This window comes from Natrinema pallidum DSM 3751 (assembly GCF_000337615.1).
Taxonomy (GTDB): Archaea; Halobacteriota; Halobacteria; order Halobacteriales; family Natrialbaceae; genus Natrinema; species Natrinema pallidum.
Map to the genome: position 1 here is coordinate 1 of NZ_AOII01000019.1, position 24,700 is coordinate 24,700.

The 24,700-nt window shown below is 64.1% G+C and carries 26 protein-coding genes and 3 tRNA genes; 11 read left to right on the forward strand and 18 right to left on the reverse strand.

What is annotated here, in order from left to right; all coding sequences use genetic code 11:
* The first annotated feature begins 119 nt into the window (after positions 1-119).
* Positions 120-890 carry a carboxypeptidase regulatory-like domain-containing protein gene (locus C487_RS01540; protein ID WP_449406424.1) on the forward strand — a complete coding sequence of 257 codons (771 nt, stop codon included), beginning with the start codon at positions 120-122 and terminating at the stop codon, positions 888-890.
* 606 nt (positions 891-1,496) lie between these two features.
* Positions 1,497-1,793: a PGF-CTERM sorting domain-containing protein gene (locus tag C487_RS21275; RefSeq protein ID WP_006183913.1), complete on the forward strand. Its 297-nt coding sequence runs from the start codon at positions 1,497-1,499 to the stop codon at positions 1,791-1,793.
* Positions 1,794-2,448: 655 nt separating this feature from the next.
* On the opposite strand, the gene C487_RS22160 is transcribed toward C487_RS21275, so the two are convergent.
* From C487_RS22160 to C487_RS01570, 4 genes are all read right to left on the reverse strand, one after another.
* Positions 2,449-3,324, reverse strand: a complete 876-nt coding sequence (locus C487_RS22160; RefSeq protein ID WP_449406425.1) for a DUF7845 domain-containing protein — start codon at positions 3,322-3,324, stop codon at positions 2,449-2,451.
* Positions 3,215-4,306 carry a DUF7845 domain-containing protein gene (locus C487_RS22165; RefSeq protein WP_449406423.1) on the reverse strand — a complete coding sequence of 364 codons (1,092 nt, stop codon included), beginning with the start codon at positions 4,304-4,306 and terminating at the stop codon, positions 3,215-3,217. Before C487_RS22165 ends, C487_RS22160 begins: the two co-directional genes overlap by 110 nt.
* Before the next feature lie 286 nt (positions 4,307-4,592).
* Positions 4,593-4,664 (reverse strand) — tRNA-Thr (locus C487_RS01565).
* A gap of 98 nt (positions 4,665-4,762) precedes the next feature.
* On the reverse strand, positions 4,763-5,530 hold the full coding sequence (locus C487_RS01570) for a DUF7114 family protein (RefSeq protein WP_006183915.1): 768 nt from the start codon (positions 5,528-5,530) through the stop codon (positions 4,763-4,765).
* Positions 5,531-5,590: 60 nt separating this feature from the next.
* On the opposite strand from C487_RS01570, the gene C487_RS01575 reads away from it, so the two are divergent.
* A complete protein-coding gene (locus tag C487_RS01575; RefSeq protein WP_006183916.1) occupies positions 5,591-6,295 on the forward strand; it encodes an enoyl-CoA hydratase/isomerase family protein in 705 nt (234 codons plus the stop codon).
* Between the two features lie 88 nt (positions 6,296-6,383).
* The gene (locus tag C487_RS01580; protein WP_049907776.1) at positions 6,384-6,935 is read left to right on the forward strand and encodes a GNAT family N-acetyltransferase; all 552 of its coding nucleotides are present in this window, start codon (positions 6,384-6,386) and stop codon (positions 6,933-6,935) included.
* Here the strand turns inward: C487_RS01580 and C487_RS01585 are convergent.
* A complete protein-coding gene (locus C487_RS01585; RefSeq protein ID WP_006183918.1) occupies positions 6,932-7,726 on the reverse strand; it encodes an NAD+ synthase in 795 nt (264 codons plus the stop codon). The genes C487_RS01580 and C487_RS01585 overlap by 4 nt on opposite strands.
* A 367-nt stretch (positions 7,727-8,093) precedes the next feature.
* Between C487_RS01585 and C487_RS01590 the strand changes: the two genes are divergently transcribed.
* Positions 8,094-8,164: transfer RNA gene (locus C487_RS01590), tRNA-Gly, on the forward strand.
* 88 nt (positions 8,165-8,252) lie between these two features.
* On the opposite strand, the gene C487_RS01595 is transcribed toward C487_RS01590, so the two are convergent.
* From C487_RS01595 to C487_RS01620, 6 genes are all read right to left on the reverse strand, one after another.
* On the reverse strand, positions 8,253-8,828 hold the full coding sequence (locus C487_RS01595) for a hypothetical protein (protein ID WP_241431048.1): 576 nt from the start codon (positions 8,826-8,828) through the stop codon (positions 8,253-8,255).
* 418 nt (positions 8,829-9,246) lie between these two features.
* Positions 9,247-10,212: a transcription initiation factor IIB gene (locus tag C487_RS01600; protein ID WP_006183920.1), complete on the reverse strand. Its 966-nt coding sequence runs from the start codon at positions 10,210-10,212 to the stop codon at positions 9,247-9,249.
* Positions 10,213-10,319: 107 nt separating this feature from the next.
* Positions 10,320-11,825: a hypothetical protein gene (locus C487_RS01605; RefSeq protein ID WP_049907779.1), complete on the reverse strand. Its 1,506-nt coding sequence runs from the start codon at positions 11,823-11,825 to the stop codon at positions 10,320-10,322.
* Between the two features lie 116 nt (positions 11,826-11,941).
* The gene (locus C487_RS01610) at positions 11,942-12,370 is read right to left on the reverse strand and encodes a universal stress protein (protein ID WP_006183922.1); all 429 of its coding nucleotides are present in this window, start codon (positions 12,368-12,370) and stop codon (positions 11,942-11,944) included.
* Positions 12,371-12,448: 78 nt separating this feature from the next.
* Positions 12,449-12,811, reverse strand: coding sequence for a hypothetical protein (locus C487_RS01615; RefSeq protein WP_006183923.1), 363 nt, complete (start codon positions 12,809-12,811; stop codon positions 12,449-12,451).
* 1 nt (position 12,812) lies between these two features.
* Positions 12,813-13,052: an amphi-Trp domain-containing protein gene (locus C487_RS01620; protein WP_006183924.1), complete on the reverse strand. Its 240-nt coding sequence runs from the start codon at positions 13,050-13,052 to the stop codon at positions 12,813-12,815.
* Between the two features lie 324 nt (positions 13,053-13,376).
* Between C487_RS01620 and C487_RS01625 the strand changes: the two genes are divergently transcribed.
* Positions 13,377-14,213, forward strand: a complete 837-nt coding sequence (locus C487_RS01625; RefSeq protein WP_006183925.1) for an NAD(+)/NADH kinase — start codon at positions 13,377-13,379, stop codon at positions 14,211-14,213.
* Here C487_RS01625 and C487_RS01630 read toward each other — a convergent pair whose 3' ends face one another.
* The 3 genes from C487_RS01630 to C487_RS01640 form a co-directional block, all read right to left on the reverse strand.
* The gene (locus tag C487_RS01630) at positions 14,214-14,867 is read right to left on the reverse strand and encodes a DsbA family oxidoreductase (RefSeq protein ID WP_006183926.1); all 654 of its coding nucleotides are present in this window, start codon (positions 14,865-14,867) and stop codon (positions 14,214-14,216) included.
* A gap of 100 nt (positions 14,868-14,967) precedes the next feature.
* Positions 14,968-15,726, reverse strand: a complete 759-nt coding sequence (locus tag C487_RS01635; protein ID WP_006183927.1) for a hypothetical protein — start codon at positions 15,724-15,726, stop codon at positions 14,968-14,970.
* A gap of 222 nt (positions 15,727-15,948) precedes the next feature.
* Complete coding sequence (locus tag C487_RS01640; RefSeq protein WP_006183928.1) at positions 15,949-16,869, reverse strand: nucleotidyltransferase domain-containing protein; 921 nt, start codon at positions 16,867-16,869, stop codon at positions 15,949-15,951.
* Positions 16,870-17,135: 266 nt separating this feature from the next.
* Between C487_RS01640 and C487_RS01645 the strand changes: the two genes are divergently transcribed.
* A complete protein-coding gene (locus C487_RS01645) occupies positions 17,136-17,339 on the forward strand; it encodes a hypothetical protein (protein WP_006183929.1) in 204 nt (67 codons plus the stop codon).
* A 219-nt stretch (positions 17,340-17,558) separates the two neighbouring features.
* Here C487_RS01645 and C487_RS01650 read toward each other — a convergent pair whose 3' ends face one another.
* Positions 17,559-17,972 (reverse strand): hypothetical protein, encoded by a 414-nt coding sequence (locus tag C487_RS01650; RefSeq protein ID WP_006183930.1) that lies wholly within the window; start codon positions 17,970-17,972, stop codon positions 17,559-17,561.
* 720 nt (positions 17,973-18,692) lie between these two features.
* Between C487_RS01650 and mptA the strand changes: the two genes are divergently transcribed.
* Positions 18,693-19,619, forward strand: coding sequence for a GTP cyclohydrolase MptA (gene mptA / locus C487_RS01655; protein ID WP_006183931.1), 927 nt, complete (start codon positions 18,693-18,695; stop codon positions 19,617-19,619).
* On the opposite strand, the gene C487_RS01660 is transcribed toward mptA, so the two are convergent.
* Positions 19,616-20,419: a TrmB family transcriptional regulator gene (locus C487_RS01660; RefSeq protein ID WP_006183932.1), complete on the reverse strand. Its 804-nt coding sequence runs from the start codon at positions 20,417-20,419 to the stop codon at positions 19,616-19,618. The genes mptA and C487_RS01660 overlap by 4 nt on opposite strands.
* An 81-nt stretch (positions 20,420-20,500) precedes the next feature.
* Complete coding sequence (locus C487_RS01665) at positions 20,501-22,138, reverse strand: DUF255 domain-containing protein (protein WP_006183933.1); 1,638 nt, start codon at positions 22,136-22,138, stop codon at positions 20,501-20,503.
* Between the two features lie 132 nt (positions 22,139-22,270).
* Between C487_RS01665 and C487_RS01670 the strand changes: the two genes are divergently transcribed.
* The 3 genes from C487_RS01670 (at position 22,271) to C487_RS20595 (ending at position 23,236) form a co-directional block, all read left to right on the forward strand.
* Positions 22,271-22,864 carry an FxsA family protein gene (locus tag C487_RS01670; protein ID WP_006183934.1) on the forward strand — a complete coding sequence of 198 codons (594 nt, stop codon included), beginning with the start codon at positions 22,271-22,273 and terminating at the stop codon, positions 22,862-22,864.
* A gap of 79 nt (positions 22,865-22,943) precedes the next feature.
* Positions 22,944-23,017, forward strand: a tRNA-Ile gene (locus tag C487_RS01675).
* Positions 23,018-23,077: 60 nt separating this feature from the next.
* Positions 23,078-23,236, forward strand: a complete 159-nt coding sequence (locus tag C487_RS20595; protein ID WP_161605703.1) for a hypothetical protein — start codon at positions 23,078-23,080, stop codon at positions 23,234-23,236.
* Between the two features lie 898 nt (positions 23,237-24,134).
* Here the strand turns inward: C487_RS20595 and C487_RS01680 are convergent.
* On the reverse strand, positions 24,135-24,494 hold the full coding sequence (locus tag C487_RS01680; RefSeq protein ID WP_006183935.1) for a hypothetical protein: 360 nt from the start codon (positions 24,492-24,494) through the stop codon (positions 24,135-24,137).
* Between the last annotated feature and the right edge of the window lie 206 nt (positions 24,495-24,700).

The window sequence follows — 24,700 nt, forward strand, 5'->3', positions numbered from 1 at the left end:
TGGGCGTTCAGAGCGAGAACTTCGATATTTCCAGCGTCAATGCGGATGGTACCGACGTGGTGGAAGGTGACGACCTAACTGTCACTGCAACCGTCGAGAACACCGGCGACGCCGAAGGCATGCAACAGGTCGAGCTCCGAGTCGACACCACCGGTGACGGCACGTACGACACCGTTGCCGACAGCGAAACAGTGACGCTGGCCTCCGAGGATCCGAATCCGTCCACGGAGGTCACGCTGATCTACACGACCCAGAAGGGCAACGCACCGACCGTTCCGGTGCAGGTCGCTTCTGAGGACGACAGTGGTACTGCTGAGGCTTCGATTGACGAGATCACTGAAGGATCGTTCAGCGGAGCAATCACCGACGACAACGGTGAGGCGGTGACGGATACGCAGGTTGCGTTCACCGATGATAACGGGGACGAACTCGGTACAGTCACTACCGACAGCCAGGACGGTAGCTACACCCTCGAAAACGTCGGGGAAGATAGCTACACGGTCACCGCCTCCGCTGACGGCTATGAAGACTCCGCCAGTCAGACCGTCGAGGTGATAGCTGGCGAAGACGCTACTGGAAACGACTTCACCCTGACCGAAAAAGGCTCACTCACCGGGACGGTCACCGACGACAGCACTGACGATGGCGTCGACAGTGCTGACGTGACGATCTACGAGGATGACAACGACGACGGTACCTACGACGCAGAGGTAACGTCTCTCACCACGGACACCGATGGCACCTACTCGGTGGACGTGGCGCCTGGTGAGTACGAGATCGAAGCTGACGCTACGAACTACAACGCCAACNCCAACACGGCTGGCCCGGTGACGGTCGATACCGGGACGGCCAACACTGACAACGACATCGCCCTCACGCCTCAAAACTAATCCAGCAGAGGGATCTTAGTTAACTTACTATGACATCTTTCCGGAACATCTTGATGGCGTTGTTGGCCTGTGTAGCGGTTGTAGCCGCTGGGCCAGCCCTCGCAGCCGCACAAGAAGCCCCCGGCGAACCCGCCAACTTCTACGGCGAGGCGGTCGACCAGGACGGCAACGCAGCGCCGTCCGGGACGACGATCGTCGCCGTGGTCGACGGCGCGGTCGAGGGCGAGATCACCGTCGACACCGCCGGCGAGTACGGCGGTGAGGGCGGCTTCGAGGAGAAGTTGAGTCTCGATAGCACCGCCGGCGACGAGGTCTCGTTCCACGTCGGCGACGCGAGCGGCCCCGAAGCCGTCGGCAGTCCGTACGCCCTCGACTCGGGGACGTTCGAGCAGGACCTGACGTTCCCGGACGACACGTTCGCGGACGACGACTCCGGCGGTAGCGATGACGACGACTCTGGCAGCAGCGATGACGACGACTCTGGTAGCAGCGGTGGCGGTAGCAGCGGTGGCGGCGGTGGTAGTTGGACACCACCGTCCGATGACGATGGTGACGACGAAGACCAGACGGATGGTGAAGACCAGACGGGCGACGAAGACCAGTCGGATGATNTCCGATGACGATGGTGACGACGAAGACCAGACGGATGGTGAAGACCAGACGGGCGACGAAGACCAGTCGGATGATGAAGACCAGACGGATGATGAAGACCAGACGGATGATGAAGACCAGACGGGCGACGAAGACCAGTCGGATGATGAAGACCAGTCGGATGATGAAGACCAGTCGGATGATGAAGACCAAACGGACGACGGTGACGATAGCACTCCCGGCTTCGGACCGACCGTCGCCATCGTTGCACTGATCGCGGCCGCGCTGCTCGCACTCCGTCGCGAGCACTGACGACCGCTCCGATTACGACTTTTTTCGCGCCCATCGCCACCCGCGAGACGATCCTCTCGTGATTTATCCTGTGTGAGACGCTATCTGTCGATTACAACGCTGTCCCGCGATCGGGTGTGCGGTGACTTTCAAGCGCTACTATAGACACCCGACTGCAANCCCCCCGCGAGACGATCCTCTCGTGATTTATCCTGTGTGAGACGCTATCTGTCGATTACAACGCTGTCCCGCGATCGGGTGTGCGGTGACTTTCAAGCGCTACTATAGACACCCGACTGCAATCTGCTGCGTCGATGATTATATTCCTGTCAGTGGATCGAGTGGTCCTCGCGGAAGCGACGGGTGCGCTTTTGGCCAGTGTCCTTGGGCACTCCGTGACAACTGCGTTCGGACGGTTGCTTCCTGCCTTAGCGGTAGCCCCTCTCTTTCCACTCCAGCGGTGCGAAGGCGTAGCGGTTAGTTTGGTCCGTTGGCCTTAGCCACACGTCCTAAGGGGGACCCGGACGCGCCGCGTCCGGTTTCTCACGCAAGCCTCATCGAGGCGATCGAGTCGAAGCGATGCGATCGCTCTGACGAGCTACGAAACTACACAAAAATCGCCTGATAAGGTCCGAAATTAAGGAAAGAAATAGCGTTGCCACTCACCAGGTGGCGCTTAGCCGTCGAGCGTGCTTCGGCTTTTCATCCGTCGCGGGAGGTTCTCGCGCTCTTCGCGTAACTTTTGTCGCGTCCTGTCGAGGGGACGATCGTCTCGAGACCGGCTGGTGTTCACGCGGGCCTTCGACAGCTGGAAGACGTTCGTGAGGTGGAATCGCTCGGTCGATTCGTTGGCGTACTCGAATTTGATCCAGATACCACTGATACCAAGTTCGTCGTCGTACTGNGCCTCATCGCGATCGGCTGGCGTGTATCGGACCCGCAGGAGCTTCCGGCTTCGAGTGTCGGTCTCACAAACACCGACCTCGTAGGAGTTTTTGAAGCGATCGAACGGCCCGCTCTCGAATCCGGACGCGTCTTGGGCAACCTGCATGGCCGTTGCTCCGATCGTTCGCCGGAACTGTTCCTCGGCGGCTCTGACACGCTTGAGCATCTCTTGGGCAGCGAAGTCACTCTCGACTTCGAGCTTCCCGTAGGTGTGACGGACGAATCCCTCGAGCCGGTCGACCACTCGCCGGATCGTCCGGTAGGAGTAGCCGGTCTTCTCGGCTGCGTCCCTCGGTGAGATCTCACCGCCGTCGGTAAGCAGCATCTCCGTAACCGCACGATCGCTGCCGTTCATATCACCCCAGAGACGCATCACGGCGTTCTCCTGCTCACTCTCGATCTCTGGAAGAGGACAGTCGACGAGCTTCAGGCTCCGCCGCTGACGGCGTTCTGGATCGAAGTACGCGTCCTCGTGGTACTCGTCGCCGCCGGTCACGTCAAGACCGGCCCAGTCGAGCACGTTCATCAGCATCTCCTCGAGTTCGCGCTGACACTGCTCGAGATCGAGCGCGTCCTCGCGATCCCAGTAGACCGTCTCGTCGGTGATCGAGGTCTGGAACGACACCTCGAGTTTGGGATGCCAGCCGAACTGATCGGGGTTGTAGTTGTCGGGATTGCGCATGTAGTAGTGTTTCACCTCCTTCCCGATCTTGTGGCCCCGAATCAGCTTCGCCGCACGCTCTGAGTCGACCATCGTCGTCACCTGGTCGCCGGGGCGCTCNGTCGGGATTGCGCATGTAGTAGTGTTTCACCTCCTTCCCGATCTTGTGGCCCCGAATCAGCTTCGCCGCACGCTCTGAGTCGACCATCGTCGTCACCTGGTCGCCGGGGCGCTCGCGGTTGTCTTCGACGTGCTTCCGATAGCCCGATCGATCGGACTCGAGCAGCTGGTGAATGCGGGCGATCGGTCCATCGGCCGCGTAGATCGGCCCGGAGACGTCTCGCTTCGGGCGGACGTACACCGCGGCGTCATTGACGTTACTCGACTCGTGCGGGTTCGAGAAATACCGACGTGGAACGTCGAATACCGCGAACGCCTCAGCCGTGAGATCGACGTACTTCGCGAAGTCGATATTCGACGCCTGGGCACGGACGGTGATATACGGCCGACCCAGATCCATGTACCCGTTGACCTTGCTGATCTCGCCCGTCTCATCGTCGCGTTTCTTCATATCCGGCCAGCGCGGATAGACGGTGAACGTGCCGCCTTTCACCCGCTGGCTCGAGTCGGCGCTCTTGTCGTCGTACGTCTCGTCCATGCAGACGACGTACACGCGGTAGAGGTACGCCGTTTCGAGCTTGTAGGACGGATCGGACCACGGGAGAATCGGCTGGTCGTCGTAGTCCAAGACGGCCGCCCATTCTTGGCCATCGAATTCGAACATCGTTGACGGCTTTCCGTTATTGACCCAGTCGTGCTCTTTCCGGAAGGTGGTGAGTCCGTAGTACGGCTTCAGCCCGTACTCGTCGAAATTGAGGTAGGCGTCGAACTCGTGGCACTGCGTCTCGAGGAACTGCTGGGCGGCCACTTAGACCACCCCCTCCATTGAGGGTCGGCTCGCGGCTCCGGCAATCGTCTCGAGTAACGCGCTGGGACAGCTCTCTGCAGAAAACCCAGCACGCTCGAGGTGCTCGTAGAGTTGGTTGAGGACCGAGTAGGAACTGAGGCAGTTCTCAGTGAGTATGTGGTTTCCTTCGCACTCGTGAGGCGCGGTCGCGATCTGTCTCGTGCGACACCCGAATTTATGATGGTCGAGACTGTAGTGTTCAGGTAGCCTTCCCTCATTTCCGGGGGAAATTGAAGAAGTCGTATCAAGCCTAGGCCGGGATTTGAACCCGGGCTCTCGTCCTTACCAAGGACGCGCTTTACCGCTAAGCTACCCAGGCGCGTACTTCTTCGTTGATCGGAGATGTCTTTATGGGTTTCGATTCGATCGGGCCGTGCGCCGGATTGTCGGGGTCCTCTCCGGAGGTCGACATCGACATCACGGGTCCGTCGCCGACGTGGCTCGATCGGTTGCGTGGTCCTCGAGGGACTGCTCGCGGGCCGAGGGCTCGAGGTTGCCAAGCGAGTCCTCGACCGGCGGAAACGAGGTCCCGACGGCGTCGGCGAGCGAGTCCACGATGGCGTGCAGGCGCGGTGACGGCGTTTCGCCGACCGCGACGGCCCCGGTGAGGGCGGCGAGTTCGAGCACGTCCCGCTCGAGGGTGGCGTCGAGATCGGACGCCGTCGGGTCGAGGTCGCCGTCGTCGGTCGCGAGGTCGGTACGCCGGGTCTGGTCGCGGCCGAACGACTGGACGGTTCGGACCGCCTTGTTGGCGGCGTCGGTACGGGCCAGCAGGTAGAACCCGCGGGCGACGAGGATGTCGGCCGCGAGGATCGCGAGATCGCCGTCGCCCGCGCTGGCGTCGGTCGCCGTCCAGGGTTCGTCGCGGGCGAGCGAGCGGGTCAGACGTAGCCCTTCGTAGATGAGCTGGACGCCAGCCGCGTGGGTGACGACGCCGTCGGGGTTGCGATCGGCCGATCGCTCGCGTCCCCCATCGGTGGCGGAGTCGGCATCGAGGGACCGCTCGCAGTCGGGTCCAACGATGGGTCTCTCGGACCCCATCATCGCGGCGCTCTCGAGGGTGAGGGTTCCGGGCACCATCGATGCGCGCTCGAGGGTGGCTTCGATGTAGTCGTGTAGCTGTGGTGGTTCGACGTCCGCGATTGCCTCGACGGCGGCACGCCGACAGCTGTCGGCATTCTCCATTAGCGGGGGGTTACGACGGGGGAGGCAAAGACCTTTGGAAACGCCCGATCGACTGCTGACATGATCGAGGTCGACGCTGACGGTCCGATTCGCACCGTGACGATGAACCGCCCCGATGCGCGCAACGCACTGACGGTCGATGGGCTCGAGGCCCTCGAGACCGCGATCCGCGAGGCCGAAGAATCCGTCGTCTACCTTCGCGGACGCGGCCCGGCGTTCTGTGCCGGTGCCGACCTGACCGAGGTCGCGGCCCTCGAAGGGGACCGCGACCGTGCAGCCGAGTTCGCCCGCCTGGGTCAGCGGGTGGCCCGGACCATCGAAGACTCGCCGGCGGTCGTCGTCGCGGGAATCGACGGCCCCGCACGCGGCGGCGGCCTCGAACTCGCGCTGGCCTGTGACGTCCGGGTCGGAACCCCCGACTCGACCTACGGGGAACCGGGGGTCAGTTTCGGACTGTTCGGCGCCTGGGGCGGCACCGTCCGGTTGCCACGCGTCATGGGCGAGGGGGATGCCCTCGAGTTCGCGCTGTCGGGTCGGTCGATCGACGCCGAGACGGCGCTCCGAACGGGGCTGATCTCGCGTCTCGAGGACGACCCCCGATCGGTGGCCGAGGGGATCGCTGATAACGCAGCCGACGCGCTGGCGGCCCTGAAACACCGGCTTCGGGACGACGGCGAGCGGGCGAGTCAGGAACGACGCGAGGCTGCGGCGTTTGCCGACCTCGTCGCCGCCCACGCCGACGATATCGACGCGCTCCTCGAATAGCGGTGACTCCGAAGCCGATATCGCTGGCGGCGCGGTGTCGGGACCGGTCCAGGGAAAATAATATAAATTCTGATATCTATGGGCGAGTATGCCCGGCCCAGTGTTTCTGGACGACGATCGAATCGCGCTCCGACCGATCGAGGAGGCGGACCTCGAGTTCCTGCAAGCGCAGGTCAACGATCCGACGATCTGGCGGTCGATCGGGCGATCCAGACCGCTCAACGGCGAGCAGGAGCGCGATTTCTTCGATAACGTGATCTGTGGCGACGATACGGTCGACCTGCTGATCGGCGTCGATTCGACGCCGATTGGGACGATCGGTCTCTTCGAGTTCGACTGGGAGGCCCGGACCGCCGAGATCGGGTATTGGATCGCACCGGATCACCACGACCGGGGGTACGGCACCGAGGCGACGGAGTGCGTCGTCGAGTACGCGTTCGATCAGCTCGGACTCCACCGGATCGCCGCCCACGTGTTCGAGTTCAACGACCCGTCACAGCGGCTTCTCGAGACGGTGGGGTTCACGAAGGAGGGCGTCCATCGCGACGCCGACTTCGTCGATGGGGAGTATCAGGACGTCTACTGGTACGGGCTTCTCGAGGACGAGTGGCGACATCAGCGCCGCGATGGCGGTGATTAGTCCAGCGGGTCCGGGGCCGGCGGGACGGTTCGCTTGTGCTCGCTGCGGTCGTACATGCCGCGGACCCGTTCGACGGTCGCTTCGTCGACCTCGAGCAATCGCCCGGTCGCGGCGACCGACAGGGGCCCGTCGACGTGCGTCACCAGGATCGAGTCGAGCGTATCGTAGCTAATTCCGAGTTCGTCCTCGTCGGTCTGGTCGGCCCACAGTTCCGCGGTGGCGGTCTTGGCGGCGAGGTCCTCGGGGACGCCGATGTGACGGGCGAGTTGGCGGACCTGCGCCTTGTAGAGGTTGCCGATCGGGTGGCAGTCGACGGCCCCGTCGCCGTACTTGGTGAAGTAGCCCACCGCGGCCTCGCTGCGGTTGCCCGTCCCCAGAACGAGGCGCTGCTCGTGGTTGGCGACGAGATAGTTGAACACTGCACGGACGCGAGCGCGTGCGTTGCCGACCGCTTCGTGGTCGCCCTCGGCCTCGGGATAGGCCGACAGCAACGAGTCGACGATCGGCTCGATCTCGATCACGTCGGAGGTGATCTCGAGGTCCTGGGCGACCCGTTCGGCGTCGCTCATGTTCCCCTCGCTGCTGACGGTCGCCGGCAGGACGAGACCGTGGACGGCGTCAGCCCCGAGCGCCTCGACGGCGAGGTGTCCGACCAGCGTGCTGTCGATTCCGCCCGAGAGGCCCAGGACGACACCGTCGGCACCCGCGGCGTCGACTCGGTCGCGAACGAACTGCGTGATGTGTTCGCGTCGCTGCTCGAGTTCCGCCTCCGAAAAGCGAACGTCGATCATGGAGGGGACTAGGGACGGCGTGACCTAATACTCTCCCCTCGCCGGGGAAAACTGACCGGACGGTCGATTTCGACGACCGCTCCCGATTCGATGTGTCGAACAGTGACCGCGGCCGTCGGAAACGCCGAAGGTCCGGCCGCGAGAATCGAACGACGCGTCGCAGCCGCTCCGGCTGAAGGATCACCGCGTCTTCACTCCGGAGTACTGTCCGGCCGTGGGCCTCACCACCACGGTAGCGAGACGAACCGCGGTCTGCAGCGAGTGGGACTCGAGGCTGGGTCCGTGGCCGACGACGGGACGGCCGACTCGAGAGCGCTACGTTCAAGTGTAACCGGCGGGTACCATTGAGTGGCGCGACCGACGGAGAGCGCTGGTGGTCTAGTGGTAGGACATGAGCTTCCCAAGCTCATAGCCCGGGTTCAATTCCCGGCCAGCGCATTCCGGGAGACCGTTGCGGCGACTTTTTGCGGCCGGATCCGTCCGCACGCGAACCGTTGGATCGTGAGCGACGCGAGCAAGGCCAGGATCAAGTCGTGGTCGTTTCGGCGTATATCGGGATCGTTTCGTCCAGTGACTCCGGAATCGGGTTTGCAGTAACCGTGCTAGCGCGGGTGTCGACGATCACCCCGATATTGAGACGGTCTCCGGGGCGGATCGTCCGTTCCGTCTTCGAATCGACTTCGTCCTTGAGGCGGCCATCGACGAGCGTACTCCGTTCGAAACCGGTCGTGACCAGCCGCGGTCGAACCGCTGCCAACGAGTGGTCCATCTCCGCAGGCAGCGGGCTCGCCCAGCCGACGACGACGGCGGTTTCGTCCGTATTCACCGTGTATCCCCAGCCACCGGGGGGCTCGTCGTAGTCACCGTGCTCGAGCGCGTACTCGTCGTTGAACCCGACCGCGATCTCGGTCGGGCCGTTGTTCGTGACCTCGAGGAGCCGATCGACGGCCGTAACTGCGTGTTTGGAAACACCGTGTCGGCCGTCCTCCATCGCGGTCAGATCGATCTCGACCGTGCCGTTCTCGCGGACGTACCCGTCGCCCTCAGCACCGGGTTCGATACCGAGGAACGCGTTCGCATCCCCGGCTATGTCGACGGCCACCGTTCGTGTCGCGTCAACAGTACTGAACGCACTCGTTCCGAGAAGTGCGCCACCGCCCGCGATCACGCCGCCGAGCCGAGTTAAGAGTGTTCGTCGGTGAGAGGCCACAGATACGAAGAGTTGACGAAGCAGCTATTTTATGTTTCCGCTCGCTTCGTTCAAATGTCATCCATGTATTTATTTATGATTCAGTCTCGCCGCACAACCGACTCGGGACCGGGAGCGGATCGTACTCGAGATCGGCAGCCACAGCGCTCAGCGTGGGTGGAACGACCAACGCAGAAGCCCCGGCGAAACCGGGCAGTAGCGACAGTGTCTCTCGAGGCGCTTCGTGCCACCGCGTGGGGGCAGTCACCGCCGCGGCCGGCATCCGAGTGGCCCGAACACCCGTGTACCGATGCCGTGAGTTCGAGCCGTCCTATTCGTGAATGCCCATCGCCTCGATCTGTTCCTGGTACCGGTTACGGATGGTGACCTCGGTCACCTGCGCGACATCGGAGACTTCGCGCTGGGTCTTCTTCTCGTTACAGAGCAGCGAGGCGGCGTAAATCGCGGCCGCGGCGTAGCCCGTCGGCGACTTGCCCGAAAGCAGCCCCTTCTCCGTCGTCGTATCGATGATCTCGTTGGCCTTGACCTGGACCTCCTCCGAGAGTTCGAGTTCCGAACAGAACCGCGGCACGTACTTTTTGGGATTGACCGGTTCCATCTCGAGGTTGAGTTCCTGGGCGACGTAGCGGTAGGTGCGGCCGATCTCCTTGCGCTCGACGCGGGAGACGGCGGCGACTTCCTCGAGCGATCGGGGGATGCCCTCCATGCGACAGGCGGCATAGAGCGTACTCGTCGCGACGCCCTCGATCGAGCGCCCGCGGATGAGGTCTTCGTCGAGCGCGCGCCGGTAAATGACGCAGGCGACCTCGCGGACCGAGCGGGGGATGGCGAGCGAGGAGGCCATCCGATCGGTTTCGGAGAGGGCGAACTGGAGGTTCCGTTCGCCGGCGTCTTTGGTTCGAATCCGTTCCTGCCACTTTCGCAGTCGGCGCATCTGATTGCGCTTGTCCGAGGAAATCGAGCGACCGTAGGCGTCCTGGTTCTTCCAGTCGATGGAGGTGGTCAACCCCTTGTCGTGCATCGTCTGGGTCGTCGGCGCGCCGACGCGGGACTTGTTCTGGCGCTCGGAGTGGTTGAACGCCCGCCATTCGGGACCGTGATCGATGTTGGTTCCTTCGACGATGAGCCCGCACTGATCGCAGACGAGTTCGCCCTGATCCTCGCTTTTCACCAGCGTCCCGCCGTCGCACTCGTCACACACCCGCTCACGCTCCGGTTCCTGCGTTTTTTCTGTCGTTTCAGGATCGCGTTCGCGCTGACGGGTGGGGCTTGCCATGTCGTGTTGATAACGATGTTGGAAGGACTTAAGGGCTCGGCACCGAAGGACCACGGTTCGACCGTCGATCGGCTCCGGCCGGAGCGGGGCACCGGGTCGCCGGCCGCTCAGAAGTAGCCGAAGAGCGTTCCAACCAGGACGAGCAGCCACATCGCGGTGCCGACGAGCAACATGTCGTTGAACCGTGTGTTCCGAGCGGCCCGTTTGGCCGCACCGCCGGCGATCAGCCCGAGCGCGACGACGACGAGCATTCGCTGGACGACGACGTCGACGGGCAGCGAGGAGACGCCGAGCAGGCTGTAGTCGAGCCAGATCGCGACCGCGAGCGAGCCCGCGGCGACGACGGCGGCGTCGAGCCGTCGCGTGAGCCCGCGTGCGAGCAGGTAGGTCGCGACCGGGATGCCGACGCCGATCACCGGATAGAGGAGTCCGGCGATCTGGTGTGGCGTGAGGAACGCGGCCTGCCGTTCGAGCGCGAGGCCACCCATCCGGACGCCCAGATACAGCGCCAGGATGGTGAAGACGAGGAGGACGTGACCGGCCTCGAGGCGGGCGTAAGCCGCGGCGAGGCGTTTCCGGTCGACTTCGGTCAGGTGGTCGTCGATCGCGCCGGGCGTCCGCTCGGCGACGCGCTCGCTCGCGGCTCGATCGGTCCCGCTCGAGGCGGTGCCACCGCGTCGTCCGGCGCGAACGCCGACGAGCGTCGGGACGACGAGCAGGCCGGCGAGTTCGACGAGGGTCGCCCAGCCGTCGGCGTCGACGGAGTTCCTGTTGTCGAGGTAGATTCGGCTCACGTCGTCCTGAACGTCGACGCGTGGGTGTTTCATGAAATCGGTCTCGACCTTCGTCTGGGCGTCCTGGGAGCCGTGGACTCGATGCCGCAGGGTAAACCAGTCGAAGTGCTCCGAGTGTGTCTGCATGGCGACCCAGTCGTCGTCCTTGTTGGGACTCTCGTAGAGGCGGATGTGATACCGTTGCCCGAAGTAGTCGCCGTCCTCGAGCTGGCGCGTTTCGGTCGTCCAGTAGCCGCTCTCGTTCGGTCCGGGGTCGACGTAGGCGTAGCGGGTGCCGCCGTCGGCGTGCCCCCAGTTGAGGTCCGGAATGGGACCCCGTGGCTCGTCCGACGCGGCTTCCGCGGCGGTCCCGTTTTGTGACGAAGCGTTCGCCGTCGGGTCGTCGGCGGTCTCGTTGACCGGCCGGTCGCCGTCGGCGGTCGCGTTCGCCGGTTGCGTTTCGTTGTCGGAGACGTTGCCGCCGGTAAGCGAGTACGTCTCCGGATGCGCTTCCTCCTCGGACTCGTTGACTGTCGACCAGTCACCGTCACCGCCCTCGGCGTCGGACAATACCAGCTCGACATCGTCGACGTCACCGCGGACGACCACGTTGATCGGGCTTCGTTTCTGGAACCGCTTGGTCGGACTGAGGTACTCCCAGAAGCCGCTCTCGGAGTCCTCGAACGTCACGAGTTCCGGGGTCGATTTTGTCTGCGTCGACTGAGCGGGTGGATCGGACGCCGTCTGGCTGGTCGACAGCGACAGGAACAGCGACGGCCCGCCGATCAGAAGGACGGCAAGAACGAGCAAAACGGCCGCGATCACGATCGATCGGCGCATCTCCTGATCACTAACGACGGCGGACACATCAACCCATCTGTATCACCACCCGTCCGCGCGAGCGAACTGGGCGGCCACCTCGAGCGGGGAGCGGTGGTCGTACTTCCCGGGGGCGCTCACACGTCGGGGCCGACGGTGGTGACCGGGACCGGTGCTTCGCGGACGACCCGCTGGGAGACGCTGCCGACGACGTTGCGTTCGTACTCGTCGCCGCTGGTTCCCATGACGATCAGATCGATATCGGCGTCCGCAGCGTACTCGACGATACACTCGGCCGGGTTGCCGGTATCGACGGCCGTGGTCGTCTCGATACCGTGTTCGGCGGCGCGGGTCACCGCGTCGTCGACCGCCGCGCGGGCGGTCGCCTCGAGGTCGCCGCGGACCTGCTCGATGCGATCGTCGTCGAGCACGAGGAACGCGCGGTCGTCGACGACCGAGAGGACGTGGAGGGTCGCGTTACGGGTGGCTGCGACATCGATGGCGTGGTCCGCGACGGTCGTCGCGTGGTCGCTGCCGTCCGTCGGAAGCAGGATCGTCTCGTACATTGCTATCTACGTGGACCACTCGCCCGGACGGAAAAAGGGGTTTCCCTCCGTCTTCGATGGCGGGAACGAGACGAACCGCTAGACGCCGGGAATGCCGAGCGCATCGGCCGTGACGAAGCCGATCACCGCGAGCGCATAGAGGATGCCGACCGCGACGATCCAGGCGACGAATCCGATCGCGGCCGCGGACCCCCAGCCGCCGGGATACCGCCAGTTGATGACGCCGACCCAGATGACCAACATGAGCAACACGCCGAGGATGGGGATCCAGCCGACGAAGAAACTCGTGATTCCCCAGGCGGCCGCCCCGATGAGGGCGGTCACGGCCGCGTTCACGAAGCCCGCGTCGCGATCCAACACCAGCCGCGAGCCCGCGAGGATGCCGATCGTTCCCACCAGCAGGCTCAGGACGAAGATCAGGATGGAGTCCGCGGCGGCCATATTAGGGTTTCCAACTCAGTTCGATTTCGACTGTTTCACGGTTCCCCCGGAGCATCGAGGAGCGCTCGACGGTCTCGACCGAGACATCGACGTTGTGGGGCGGGTTGAGCGATACGTTCTTGTTCCCGACCCGTATCGAGACCTCCTCGCTCTCGCTCCCGAACTCCGTCGCAAGCTCCTGGAGGTACGCGGCGAGTTCCTCTCGTGGCAGTGTTTCGTCGGCCGTCGTCCGTTGCGCCATGCGGGAACGTCGGCCTCCCGTCCGCAAAAGTATGGAGCATGAACATGTCGATAAGTGGCTATTACTGGATCGAGCCTGGCCGTAACGATTTGTTGGGCGGACCCGAAACGCCGGTCGAGCGGGATCGAATCGCCCGATAACGGAAAGAGACTCGCCTCGAGCGAGGGAGTCCGGCCCGACACCGACGGCGCGGTGGCGCGACTGCGCGAATCACTCCACGGGGGATGGTCAGCGGCGGAGTCGGCCGGCGGCGTTCGGCTGCTACCCATCGTCGGCGGCCGGACAAGCGTGGCTTTTTGACGACGGGGCGGGTAGCCGCCGACGATGGACGTCGCCGTCGGAATCGTCGCCCAACGTGACAACGAACGTGCACAGGCACTCGCCGCGAGCCTCGTCGACGCCCTCGAGCGCGAGGGAGCCAGCGTCGTCGTCGACGACGCGACCGGCGGAGCGGTCGGGACGAGTGCCGTCCCGGTCGCCGCGATGGCGGGTCGGGATCTCGTCGTGAGCATCGGCGGCGACGGGACGCTGCTGTTCGTCGCCCGCGAAGTCGGTTCGACGCCGATCCTGGGAATCAACCTCGGCGAAGTCGGCTTTCTCAACGCCGTCGCGCCCGACGACGCCCTCGGCGTCGTCACCGAACTCGCCACGGAACTCGACGAAACGGGGACCGTCGAGGAGCGCGAACTCGCGCGACTGCGGGCGACCGGCGTCGAAGCGGACTGGACGCTCGAGCCGGCGCTCAACGAGATCGTCGTCCACGGACCGCGGCGAGGGAACGGCGGCGGAGCCGCTGTCGGGATCGACATCAACGGCCAACGGTACGCCGAGGGTCACGCGGACGGCGTCCTCGTGGCGACGCCGACGGGCTCGACTGCGTACAATTTGAGCGAGGGCGGACCGCTGGTCCATCCGTCCGCGGAGGCGCTCGTCGTCGCACAGATGGCCGCAACGGAATCGATGCCGCCGCTGGTCGTCGAACCCACGACCGAGATCACGCTCACCGTCTCCGGAACCGAAACCGCCTACGCGATCAGCGACGGCCGAAACCGCCAGCGTCTCGATCCCCCCGCCGAGGTGTCGGTCTCGCTCGCGAACGAAGCCGTCAGGCTGGTGGGTCCGCAGGCGAACTTCTTCGACGGGCTGGACAAGCTCGAGTGATTACCCGTCGCCCTCAACGAGTCGTTCTAAGTGCGCCGGCGGGACCGAGCCACGGGCGACGTGGCCATCCGAGACGAACGTCGGGACGCCCGTAACGCCCCGCTGCTGTGCCTCGGCAACCGTATCCTCGAGTGCCGCCCGGATACCCTCGTCGGCGACCGCGTCGCGGATCTCGTCGGTCTCGAGGCCGATGTCCGCCGCGAGAGCGACCAACACGTCGGTCTCGCCGATGTCGCGACCGTCCCGCCACAGCGCCGTGTAAATCGCCTCGTCGAACGCCTCCCACCGTTCGGGGTACTCCTGTGCGACGTACCACGAGGCGACCTGTGCGTCGAACGAGTCGACGTCGGTCGCGAGATCCTGGGCCATCTCGACGTCGAACTCCTCCTGAAGCCGGTGGATGTTCCGTTTAGCCCGCTCGTAGTACGCGTCGTCCTTGCCGTCCGCGACATCGTGATCGATCGACCCGTCCGCGTTCCGCTGGCCGCTGCGCAGGTCGAAGGGGTGCCACTCGACCGCGAGCGGCTCGTCGCGGCTCTCGCGATACTGTGCGAGCGATCGCGTCCCCAGATAACAGAACGGGCAGACGTAGTCGGCGTAGATTTCGATTCGATCGGTCGGCTCGGCCGCCGATCCGAAGTCCCCGTCGGTCATAGCGCGGCTAGGGACCTCGGAGGGAAAAGCCGCCGGTCACCGGCAGCCGACTCGAGACGAGTGACCCAGGTCGACCGGACCCCGGACGATGACCGCGCCCTCAGCTCTCAGTGCCGACGGCCGCGTCCGTGGCTTCGGTCTCCGATCCCGTCACGTCCGGCAGGTTCGGGTCCCGATAGGGATTGCGCCCGTAGGCCGGCAGATCGTCGTCGAGTTGAGACGTGAGGACGCGGCGCAGTCGGTTCAAACTCGTCGTGTCCAGCCCGTACTCGGCCGCGAGCCGCTCGAAGGCCGCTTCGTCGGTGATGTCGTGTGCACGATACCGGCCGAACAGCTCCTCCATCCGGTCGGCGGAGAGCGCTCGAGCATCGATGTCGTCCAGCCCGAAGTACTGCTGGCGGTCGACATCGACGACGTGACGGATCACCACGAGCGCGACCTTCTCGATCGCACGCTGGCTCCCGAACTCCGTGAGGTCGATCTCGTCCATGACGCCCAGCGCGAGATCCCGTTGCCACGGCGTCACCTCGAGAGCGTTGCAAAGCGCCTGCGTCGTTCGGAGCCGGTCGAGTCGGTGTGCGCGCTCGCTGTAGCCCGGCGTCGCCGCGTGCTGTTCGTCGTGGAGGCGACGAACGCTCTCGGAGAGGTCCGCGTCGGCCGAGTCCGCGCGGCCGATGACCGTCGCGCTCGGCGTGACGACGCCCCACTGGCGGACCGTCGAATCGCGCTGCACGTCGGCCCGCGAGAGCGATCCGGACCCGGGCCGGGTCTCGAGGCGGCGGTCACGGGCGGGCTCCGGTTCGACGCCGTCCACGGCTCGCTCGGAACCTGGACCAGAGTCGGCACCGTCGTCTTGCATCGTCTGTCGCTCGGAGAGGGAGCGTGAAAAAGGCTCGCTCCGTTCGATTTGCCAGGGAATCGGACAAACAGCAACTCTAACACGTCTCGGCGGGATGCGTCCTCGATCGGAACCGGGCGCTCGCTGGTCGAGGTGCCTGGTCCGCGAAAAGCCCTTCGTAGCTTCACCTTGTGACCAGAGACACGTAAAGAGCGGCTCGGAAGCGAGGTGGGTCCGTCGGCGTCACTGGACCGCGGCGAGCAGGTCGTCGATGAATCCGTCCAGTCGGTCGATATCGGGGCCATCTCGAGCGTGAGTATCGGGATCGATCGTTTTCGGCGGGTGGGCGAACTCGCGGCCGACGGCGTCGCCGATCTCGGTCGCGCCCTCGCCCGCCCGTTTCCGCTCGAGCAACTCACGAGCGCGGTCGATTCGATCGGCGTCGAAGACGGCGGGCGCGTGCTCGGTCAGGAACGTCTCGAATTCGAGGGCGGGTAACTCGTGTGCGCCACGTTCCCCGGTTTCCACGAGGTAGTATGCGAACATGGCTGCCCGGTAGATGGTCAGGTTTCGCTTCACCGTCGGTTTCGTCTGGGTCTCGCTGAACCGTTCGTCGTCGGACGGGACGGTCGTCGTTCCGTCGTCGGTTTCGACGGTATACGTGTCCTCGTCCGCATCGATGATCGGGAAAATCTCGTCGTCGGTCCGGACCAGATGGTGGGAGATGTACGTGCGGTAGTTGCTCGTTGCGATCCCGCGCCACGTGTGATACAGGTCGATCGGGTTGTACGTCCGCTCGAGATAGTCGGCGAGCGCGGCGGGATCGTACGCGGTCCGATAGCGGATCGGACTCCGGAGCAGATCGATCGCACCCTCGTTCGAATCCGCGAGCAGCCGTGCGAACGTCCGCACGTCCCAGCCCTGATACTCGAACTCGCCGCGGTCCTCGACGACGGTCCCCGGTACCGTCTCGAGGTGGGCGTACCGGCGCAGGTCGGTCGGCGCGGAGACGAATCCCACGTCGTAGTCGCTGTCGGGGCTCGCCGCACCCCAGGCGTGGCTCCCGCGGGCGACCGCCAGTACGACCGCGATGTCGTACTCGCGTTCGATCGCGGTCAGGTGGTCGTCGACGGTCCGGGACACGCGGTTCGGGAGGTGAGACATGGCTGTGGCTCGAGGGTTTGAAAACGAATCCCGAGACGGCCGGGTGACGAATGCCCTTCGTAGCTTCACCTTGTGACCAGAGGCACTTAAAGAACGGAGCGGAGCGCGGACGGTGTCGGCCACCGGACGTGATACGGGGACGAAAGAGCGACACTCGAGGCTCGAGATTTACGAAATCCGGTGGATGAGGTGGTGTGCGACCAGAGCAGCCCGAAACTTGCTGCATTGCCCCAGATCTATATGTAACCCCACCCGCCTATGAGATAATGTCCGCCCTCCGAACCGCACTGCTCGAATGGAATCTGAGCCGAATTTCACGGGTACTTCGCACCGCACTCGCCGTCTTCCTCGCACGCCGTGTCACGGACGGGTTCCTCACCGGCCTGGGTGCAGCGTTGCTCTTCCTGTTCGTGCTCGCTCTCGCGTGGGAAGCAGTAAGCCGACTCTCCACTGGCACGAGTGACTCGTGAATCCCTCGTCGATGAGACTGCCCGCCCACATGCCGTTCGACCGAGGATCGAAAACACGGCGTTGTGACTATCGGGTGTAAGTTACTGGCTGCAGAACGACCGTCTTCCCGTCATAGCTCTACCTTGTGACCAGAGGTACTTAAAGAAACGACGGCTCGCTCGAGGGCGTCACCGTCGAGACGCGTCTGAGACGCATCGCGGAGTGAGACCGGACTCTCCTCATCGAGTCTCGTTTGCCGTCCCGTTGTCGGTCGTCCAGTGGCTATCCGCCTCGCCCTCGCGGAGGATTTTCACTCGCGCGTCGTACGTCGCGTTCTCGAACACCGGTTCATCGTACTCGAACGGAACTGCGAGCGTTCGCTCGGAAACGTCCGCGGGAACGACGTACTCCTGGATGAACGCGTGGTCGTAGTCGCCGGCGATCTGGAGCTCCGCGCGGAGCGTTACGTGTCCGGCGACGCCGCTCCGCTTTTCGACCGTTGTCACCACCAGAACGGTGCCAGCATCGGGTTGGTACGTCCGGACGGTTCGGATTTCGAACGCCGGATTCCGGTCTTCCCGGAGGGCCTGGCACCCCGAACCCAGTACGGCAGAAAGAGCACCCACGCCGGCGAGGAGTTCGCGTCGGTTCATGATCCCCCCGAAGCGGAGCCAATCGCATCGCTTCGATCACGCCATCGCACGGATTTCGCGTTCAACGGGGACGGCGCTACCACGGCACGATTCGGTCGAACGACACGGACGGCTCGCTCCAGCCATCGGTGAGTGATGGTCCAAACGGACACGACCAACGCCCGTAGCGAGGGTCGAGGTCCCGTCGGGCTTTCATCACATTCCAACATAAACGGTCTATCTGACATTTCGAAGACGGGAGTCATATTATTCACAGCTGTCGTAAGAATATATTATTTTAATGATCGTGTGTCGTGACATGAGGGACCAATCTCACGCGGAGAACCGCTCTGAAAGGCCTCGGCGTGACTGGACTCGAGTTTCCCGTTTCCAGTGTCGCCTGTGTGTTCGATCATCGAGCACGACCCCATCTGCGCCGAGAGCATCGGGAGCGACGGCCACGCCGACCCGAGCAGCGGTCCAGTGATCGGCTGTTCCACTCCGGACACCCGTCGGAGATCCAGCTATAGTAGCAACGGAACCGGTTGACACACTGATCGTAACGCCGTCCTGCGGTCAGGTGTGCAGTGACGTTCAGTTGCTACGATAGTAGCGAGACGATCACCGTCGTCACTCTCTCCCTGCAACGAGAAGCGCTCAACCGATCGACGGCTCGAGCAGGTCGTCGAAGCGACACCCGGTTCCGAAAGGTTGAATCACCCGCTACCCTGAATGCGGTCAATGAGTCATCAGTTGCCGGACGTGCAGGCGACATCGCCGGACGTGACCGTTGGCCTGAGTCAGGTCGGCGTTACCGGCGTCGACAAACTCGTCAAGATCGCCCGCGAAGGCAAGCGACCGATCGTCCTCACCGCCGAGTTCGAGGTCTTCGTCGACCTCCCTGGCTGGCGGAAGGGCGCGGATATGAGCCGCAACATGGAGGTCATCGACGAGATTCTGGAGGATGCGACCCGCGAGGAGGCCTACGGCGTCGAGGAAGTCTGTGGCGAGGCCGCCGAGCGACTGCTCGAGCGCCACGACTACACCTCGAAGGCGGAGGTCTCGATGGAGGCCGAGTTCATGCGGCGCGAACGGACGCCCGCGAGCGACCGCGAGACCCAACATACCGTCGACATCGTCGCGTCGGCGACGGCGACCGAGGACGGCACCCGCGAGGAGATCGGCGCACGGGTCACCGGGATGACCGTCTGTCCCTGCTCGCAGGGCATGTCGACGGCCCGCGCGAAGGACACGCTCGAGGGGTTGGGTGTCGACGAGGAAACGATCACGGCGTTCTTAGACGAGGTGCCACAGCCGGGCCACTCCCAGCGGGGTCACGCGACGCTGACGGTCGAAGCCAGCGGCGCTCCGTCGGTCGATCTGAACGACATCATCGACATCGCTCGAGACTCGATGAGCGCGCGTATCTACAACCTCGCGAAGCGGCCCGACGAGGACCACATGACCTACGACGCCCACGCCGACGCGAAGTTCGTCGAAGACTGCGTCCGTGCGCTGGCTGAAGGCGTCGTCGAGGAGTTCGACCACCTGGCTGACGATGCGGTGATCACGATGAGTCAGTCCAACGATGAGTCGATCCACCAGCACAACGCCCACGCCGAGCGGATCGTCGAGATGGGGACGCTTCGCGAGGAAATCGAGACCTAGAACTCGAGCGGTTCGGCGTCTTCCCACCGCGGGACGAACTCCTCGTGGACGTTCGCGGCGAACTCGGGGTCCTTGAGGTCGATCATCCCGAAGGCTTCCCCCGAGGACAACGGGTTCGGGACCTGAATGCAGACTTCGACGCCGTCGATGATATTGAACGACCCAGTGACGTCGTCGTGGGTACGAACGTCGAAGTCGTCGCGTTGCTGTAAGGTCTCGCGATAGCGCCGGCCCACCGCCTCCGACATCGAGCCGACCATCTCACGAGTCAGCAACAGATCGACCGAGACGCCGCGATCGAGCGCGTTCTCAAGTTGGGCGTTGATCTCCTCGCTGACCGCCTGCATGTCCCACTGGGGGGAGGGATGTGAGGAGACCATGACGATGTCCCGATCGGCGGCCGCCAGCCGCTCCAAGAGGAGATCGATCGTCTCGTCGGGGCCGACGGCGGCGGTCCAGAACTGCTCTTCGACCGGTTCGGCCGCGTCGAGTTCGTTGGCCAGATCGTCGACGATCGACTCGTACTGGTCGGCTTTCTCCTCGAGTTCCCGTTTCTTGTCCTCGAGCAGGCGGTCGAGCGCCGTCGTGGGTTCGACGGCGACGTACTTCTTCGGCCGGCTCGCGGTCTGAGTTCGGACCAGGTTGTACTGTTCGATACTGTTGAGCACGTCGTAGATCCGCCCCATCGGGACGTCACTCGCCCGTGACAGCTCCTTGGCCGTTGTCGGGCCGGTGGTGAGCAGCGATCGGTAGGCTCGAGCTTCGTACTCGGAGAGCCCGAGGTCCCTGAGACTGGCCATGTCATAACGGACCGACCGAAGCGACATAAACGCTACGGTAGTTTGATAGGTATCCGTCCTCGCCCGTTTCGGGGCCGAATGTCAGTCGAGAATGGACTGGATGCGTTCGCTCAACTCGTTCGGAGTTTCGGCAGCCGCCGACACGCGGTCGCCCCGTTCGGCACGCGCCGTTCCGGCGGCGAGATCGGCGTCGGGGACGACCACCTTTTCATGGTCCGCGAGTCGGAGCGCCGCACGGTGGAGATCCGTTCCGGGCGCGGCGGCGACCCTGATCACCAGCGGCCCCTCGAGTAGACGGGACGTGGCCGTCGCGTAGCGGGCGACCTGGACGGTAAACCGGTCACTCGCCCCCGCGAATGCCTCGAGGGTTTCCCGGGCGAACTCGCGGTAGCGGTCGTCCCCGGTGAGGGTAGCCAGATCGATCAGCGCGTCCGCGAACGCGACGTTCGAGTCCAGCGGCCGGAGCGGCCGGTCGCACAGCCCGACGCCCTCGGCGGGACCGTCGAGGAACGAGTCCTCGTCGTGGAGTCGGTCGATCGTCGTCTCCGCGACGGCCGTCGCGTCGTCGAGGACAGCAGTCTCGATGGTACTGGCGGCCGTCGTCAGCGCCGCCAGCACGCGGGCCTGATTCGCGAGGAGCGGGATCGCGTCGCCGTCGCTGACCGCCTCCGCGCGTGCGTGAGCGACGACGCCGTCCTCGAGCAGGTCCTCACGGAGGGTCGCGAGCGCGCGCTCGGCGTACCGGCGGGCCCGGTCGTCGTCGGTATAAGCGTAGTAGGTGAGCAGCCCTTCGATCGCCAGCGCGTTCGAGCCGGCGAAGACGCCGTCATCGACCGGCGGCTCGGCGGCGGCCGCTCGCTCGGTCGCGTCGAGACTGTGGGCGTCGTCCTCGCCGGGGGCCTGACTGTTCGCGAAGGCGTCGGCATCGGCGTTCCACAGCGTCGTCGTGAGGAAATCGATCGTGCGATCGGCGGGGTCACGGTACTCGTCTTTCCCGGTGTGAAGGTAGGCGTTGGCGAACGCACGGACGAGCGCGCCGTTCGAGTCTAGGAGCTTCTCGCGTTGGAGCCCGGACCAGTCGCGGTCGGTCGCGAACCGATAGAAGCCGCCGTCGTACTCGTCTAGCAGGTTCGCACCGACCGCGTCGTACGATCGCAGCGCCATCTCGCGGTCCCGTTTGAGCGCGAACTCGAGGGCGTCGGGCAGCGGGAACTTGGGGCTTTGGCCCCAGCCGCCAGCGGTCTCGTCGTAGTTGTCGGATAGTTGGCCGAGCATGGTCGACTCGATGTCGGCCGTCAACTCACCGGCCGGTGGATTGTCCTCGCGGAGCGGTCGAGGGATGCGCGCTGCACCGTCGCCTTTCGTCTCCCACATGGTTCGGACGCTGTCGAGGACCTGTCGCATCCCGTCGGGGCCGAGATAACCCGCACCGGTCAGGACCGTGCCGTCGGGTGCGAGAAAGACCGTCGACGGAAAGCCGCCCATGTTGTACCGGTCGCGAACGCGCGGATACCGGTCCACATCGGCCCGTACCGGGACGAAACTGTCGTTGACGTTGGCCGCGATACGGGGCTCGGCGTAGGTTTCCGCGTCCATCTCGTGGCAGTGATCGCACCACGTCGCGGTCAGCGAGAGCAAGACGGGAACGTCAGCCGCCGCGGCCTCGTCGAAGGCGTCCCGTCCCCACTCGCGCCACTCGACGCGGGTCGTATCGTCCATACCGGACCCAGGTGAGTCGGCGGCGTAAGCCCTTCGTTCGCTCGCAACCCATCGAGCGGGCCGCGAGCGGCGGCGATTCCGTTCGTGGCACGAGAGTAAAGGATTTTCACCCTTCGGTGGCTATATCGGAGTATGCTCCGGTGGATCTTCGCGCTGTTGCTCATCCCGTTTCTCGACGCCGTCTTGCTCGCGGTGATCGTCACCCAGTTCGGATTCATCAGTTGGGTCGGGATGGTCCTGCTCGTCGTGCTGACGGGACTCGTCGGGATGCTCCTCGTTCGTGCGGAAGGGCGGCGAACGATCCGGAAGATGCAACGGACGATGGCCGCGGGGCAGCCGCCGACCAACGAACTGCTCGACGGGGGCCTGCTGATCGCCGCCGGAGCGTTCCTGTTGACTCCCGGGCTGGTGACCGACGTCATCGGCTTCCTGCTCGCCGTTCCGCTGACACGGATTCCGATCCGGGCCGCCCTCAAGCGCTTCGTGATCGTCCCCTACGCGGACAAGAAAACCGGCGGGTTCGCCAGCGGCACCGTCTGGACGTTCGGCTTTCCGGACGACGAAACGGCGGGCAACGCCACCGAATCGACCAACAGCGGAACGTACGATCTCGGCGACGACGCCTACACCGTCGACGAAAACGACGACTCGTATACGATCGACTTCGGCGACGAGCACGCCGACGACGCGGACGACGAGCGGGACGACGATCCCCTCGCTCGGTAGCGATTCTCACGGGTCCCGGAGAAAGAAACGCTTAAACGTCCCACCGAGCAACTACTGAGTGCGAAGAAGGCGACGACGCGGGCCAATAGCTCAATTAGGTTGAGCGCCACTCTGATAAGGTGGAGGCTCTCGGTTCAAATCCGAGTTGGCCCATACTTTTTCGGCGGGCGACCTCGCGAGCCGCAAATACGGACCCCTACTCGGGTTTGAATCATGGGAGTCACAGTCCGGGAGCAAACGAAGCGAGCGGTCCGGAACGCCTTCCCGTGGTTCAAATCCGAGTTGGCCCACGTCTCGTCAGGAACTCGTGAGCGGCACCGCCGTGCGACTGCGGGGGCTGTCGTCTTCATCGAACCGAAACCCAACTCCTGACGCTCACAACTGGCGAAAATCGGAGAATCCGCGAGCAGCCAGGCGCTCGATGGCCTCGCAGTCCGCGGGAGAGACACGGACTCGAGCGACGGGACATTCACCACTCGTGTGGGAAGTACCACCGGTGACCGTTCGAAGGCCGCTACGACCGGACGACCGGGAGCGGACCGCAGTTGCATCCGTCGGAAGCTAATCGCAGCCGCTAGCAGGACAATACATCAGTTCACAGAACTACAGAATGTTATAGAGAAAGACACATAGATGGGACAGCACTTCGAGGCGATCAGTCGCTGACTGCCAACGATGTCCAAGCCGCAGGAATCAATCCCTACGGTAGCGGTCGCTCCGTCGCTCGAGTCGTCCAATCACCTGGTGGGTCGAGTGAAGAGATCGATTCGGTTTTAGTGCTCCGTCTCGGATAGGTCTGACGAGTATCGACTCACAAGGACCTGTACCGACCGATTCGAAACAATAGTGGGACAGGACAGTAGACAGAACGTATTCGGTCCGTATTCGTACGTATCCAAATAGGTACGGTTGCTACTCTAGTATTCTACTAGATAAGTATCAGATTGGATATTGAACCGGGCGAGGGTCATGGTGGCGGTACACAGCGGAGCGGGATTCGGCGATGCCCGATACCCACGACTCCCACTCGGGAACGATCGGAGGCGTATCGATTGGGTCGGACGAGCTGCCAATTACAAATATATCGTTGTAAAGTTCCTGGCATCGAGTCGCGGCGACGGTCGCGGTCGATACCGCGTCAGCCCCGCGGCCCGTCGTCCGTCGACGAACCGGCGACGAGCACCACCGATGCGGTCGTGGCTACCCGCTCGCGGACCGTTCGCTTCGGGCCGCGACGCGACCGAGCGGGCCGAAGCGAACGCCGTTTCGATCACGGCACGACCGGGGCGAGCAACGGCTCGCGAAAGACCAGGAGTACGACGTTGTTGCTCGCGAAGAGGGTGTACAGGACCACGGCAGACAGTACAAACCCGACATCGAACGGTTTCGAGAGAACGTGACCGATACCGATCACGAATCCGGCGTAGATGAGAGCGGCGACAACGACGCCGACGATCCCGACGAGATCATACAGGAAAACCGTTATGGGATTCAGTTCGTACGCATATGGGACGGTAAAGAACAGGATCGTCGCGACGAGATCGACGAACCAGACGCCAAAAAACGCGGCGCGGAGGCTGGCGGGACCCGGCCGATCGAACCCGAACTCGAGCGGGGACGGTTCCGTCATCGTGGTTCGACCCAGGCGACTCCGAGTATTACGCGTTGCACTTGCTGGTTCCGGCCAGTGTAATTGGTACATACCCATCGATAGCGGCGAGACACGACCGGGAGTGAACGGGCTCGAGAGAGGGCAGACGCACCGTGATGGCCGGCTATAGTAGCCACTGAACGCCAGCACACCCGATCGCACGACGGCTGTGCGATAGGTGTGAA

Coding starts and splice junctions, on each gene's coding strand:
- C487_RS01645 (WP_006183929.1), top strand. CDS start 17,136: ATGTCCGCCCTCCGAACCGCACTGCTCGAATGGAATCTGAGCCGAATT.
- C487_RS01615 (WP_006183923.1), bottom strand. CDS start 12,811: ATGGCCGCCGCGGACTCCATCCTGATCTTCGTCCTGAGCCTGCTGGTG.
- C487_RS01600 (WP_006183920.1), bottom strand. CDS start 10,212: ATGGCAAGCCCCACCCGTCAGCGCGAACGCGATCCTGAAACGACAGAA.
- C487_RS01570 (WP_006183915.1), bottom strand. CDS start 5,530: ATGGAGAATGCCGACAGCTGTCGGCGTGCCGCCGTCGAGGCAATCGCG.
- C487_RS01665 (WP_006183933.1), bottom strand. CDS start 22,138: ATGGACGATACGACCCGCGTCGAGTGGCGCGAGTGGGGACGGGACGCC.
- C487_RS01620 (WP_006183924.1), bottom strand. CDS start 13,052: ATGGCGCAACGGACGACGGCCGACGAAACACTGCCACGAGAGGAACTC.
- C487_RS20595 (WP_161605703.1), top strand. CDS start 23,078: ATGGGAGTCACAGTCCGGGAGCAAACGAAGCGAGCGGTCCGGAACGCC.
- C487_RS01640 (WP_006183928.1), bottom strand. CDS start 16,869: ATGTCTCACCTCCCGAACCGCGTGTCCCGGACCGTCGACGACCACCTG.
- C487_RS01650 (WP_006183930.1), bottom strand. CDS start 17,972: ATGAACCGACGCGAACTCCTCGCCGGCGTGGGTGCTCTTTCTGCCGTA.
- C487_RS01625 (WP_006183925.1), top strand. CDS start 13,377: ATGGACGTCGCCGTCGGAATCGTCGCCCAACGTGACAACGAACGTGCA.
- mptA (WP_006183931.1), top strand. CDS start 18,693: ATGAGTCATCAGTTGCCGGACGTGCAGGCGACATCGCCGGACGTGACC.
- C487_RS01670 (WP_006183934.1), top strand. CDS start 22,271: ATGCTCCGGTGGATCTTCGCGCTGTTGCTCATCCCGTTTCTCGACGCC.
- C487_RS01680 (WP_006183935.1), bottom strand. CDS start 24,494: ATGACGGAACCGTCCCCGCTCGAGTTCGGGTTCGATCGGCCGGGTCCC.
- C487_RS01635 (WP_006183927.1), bottom strand. CDS start 15,726: ATGCAAGACGACGGTGCCGACTCTGGTCCAGGTTCCGAGCGAGCCGTG.
- C487_RS01580 (WP_049907776.1), top strand. CDS start 6,384: ATGCCCGGCCCAGTGTTTCTGGACGACGATCGAATCGCGCTCCGACCG.
- C487_RS01585 (WP_006183918.1), bottom strand. CDS start 7,726: ATGATCGACGTTCGCTTTTCGGAGGCGGAACTCGAGCAGCGACGCGAA.
- C487_RS01660 (WP_006183932.1), bottom strand. CDS start 20,419: ATGGCCAGTCTCAGGGACCTCGGGCTCTCCGAGTACGAAGCTCGAGCC.
- C487_RS01575 (WP_006183916.1), top strand. CDS start 5,591: ATGATCGAGGTCGACGCTGACGGTCCGATTCGCACCGTGACGATGAAC.
- C487_RS01605 (WP_049907779.1), bottom strand. CDS start 11,825: ATGCGCCGATCGATCGTGATCGCGGCCGTTTTGCTCGTTCTTGCCGTC.
- C487_RS01630 (WP_006183926.1), bottom strand. CDS start 14,867: ATGACCGACGGGGACTTCGGATCGGCGGCCGAGCCGACCGATCGAATC.
- C487_RS01610 (WP_006183922.1), bottom strand. CDS start 12,370: ATGTACGAGACGATCCTGCTTCCGACGGACGGCAGCGACCACGCGACG.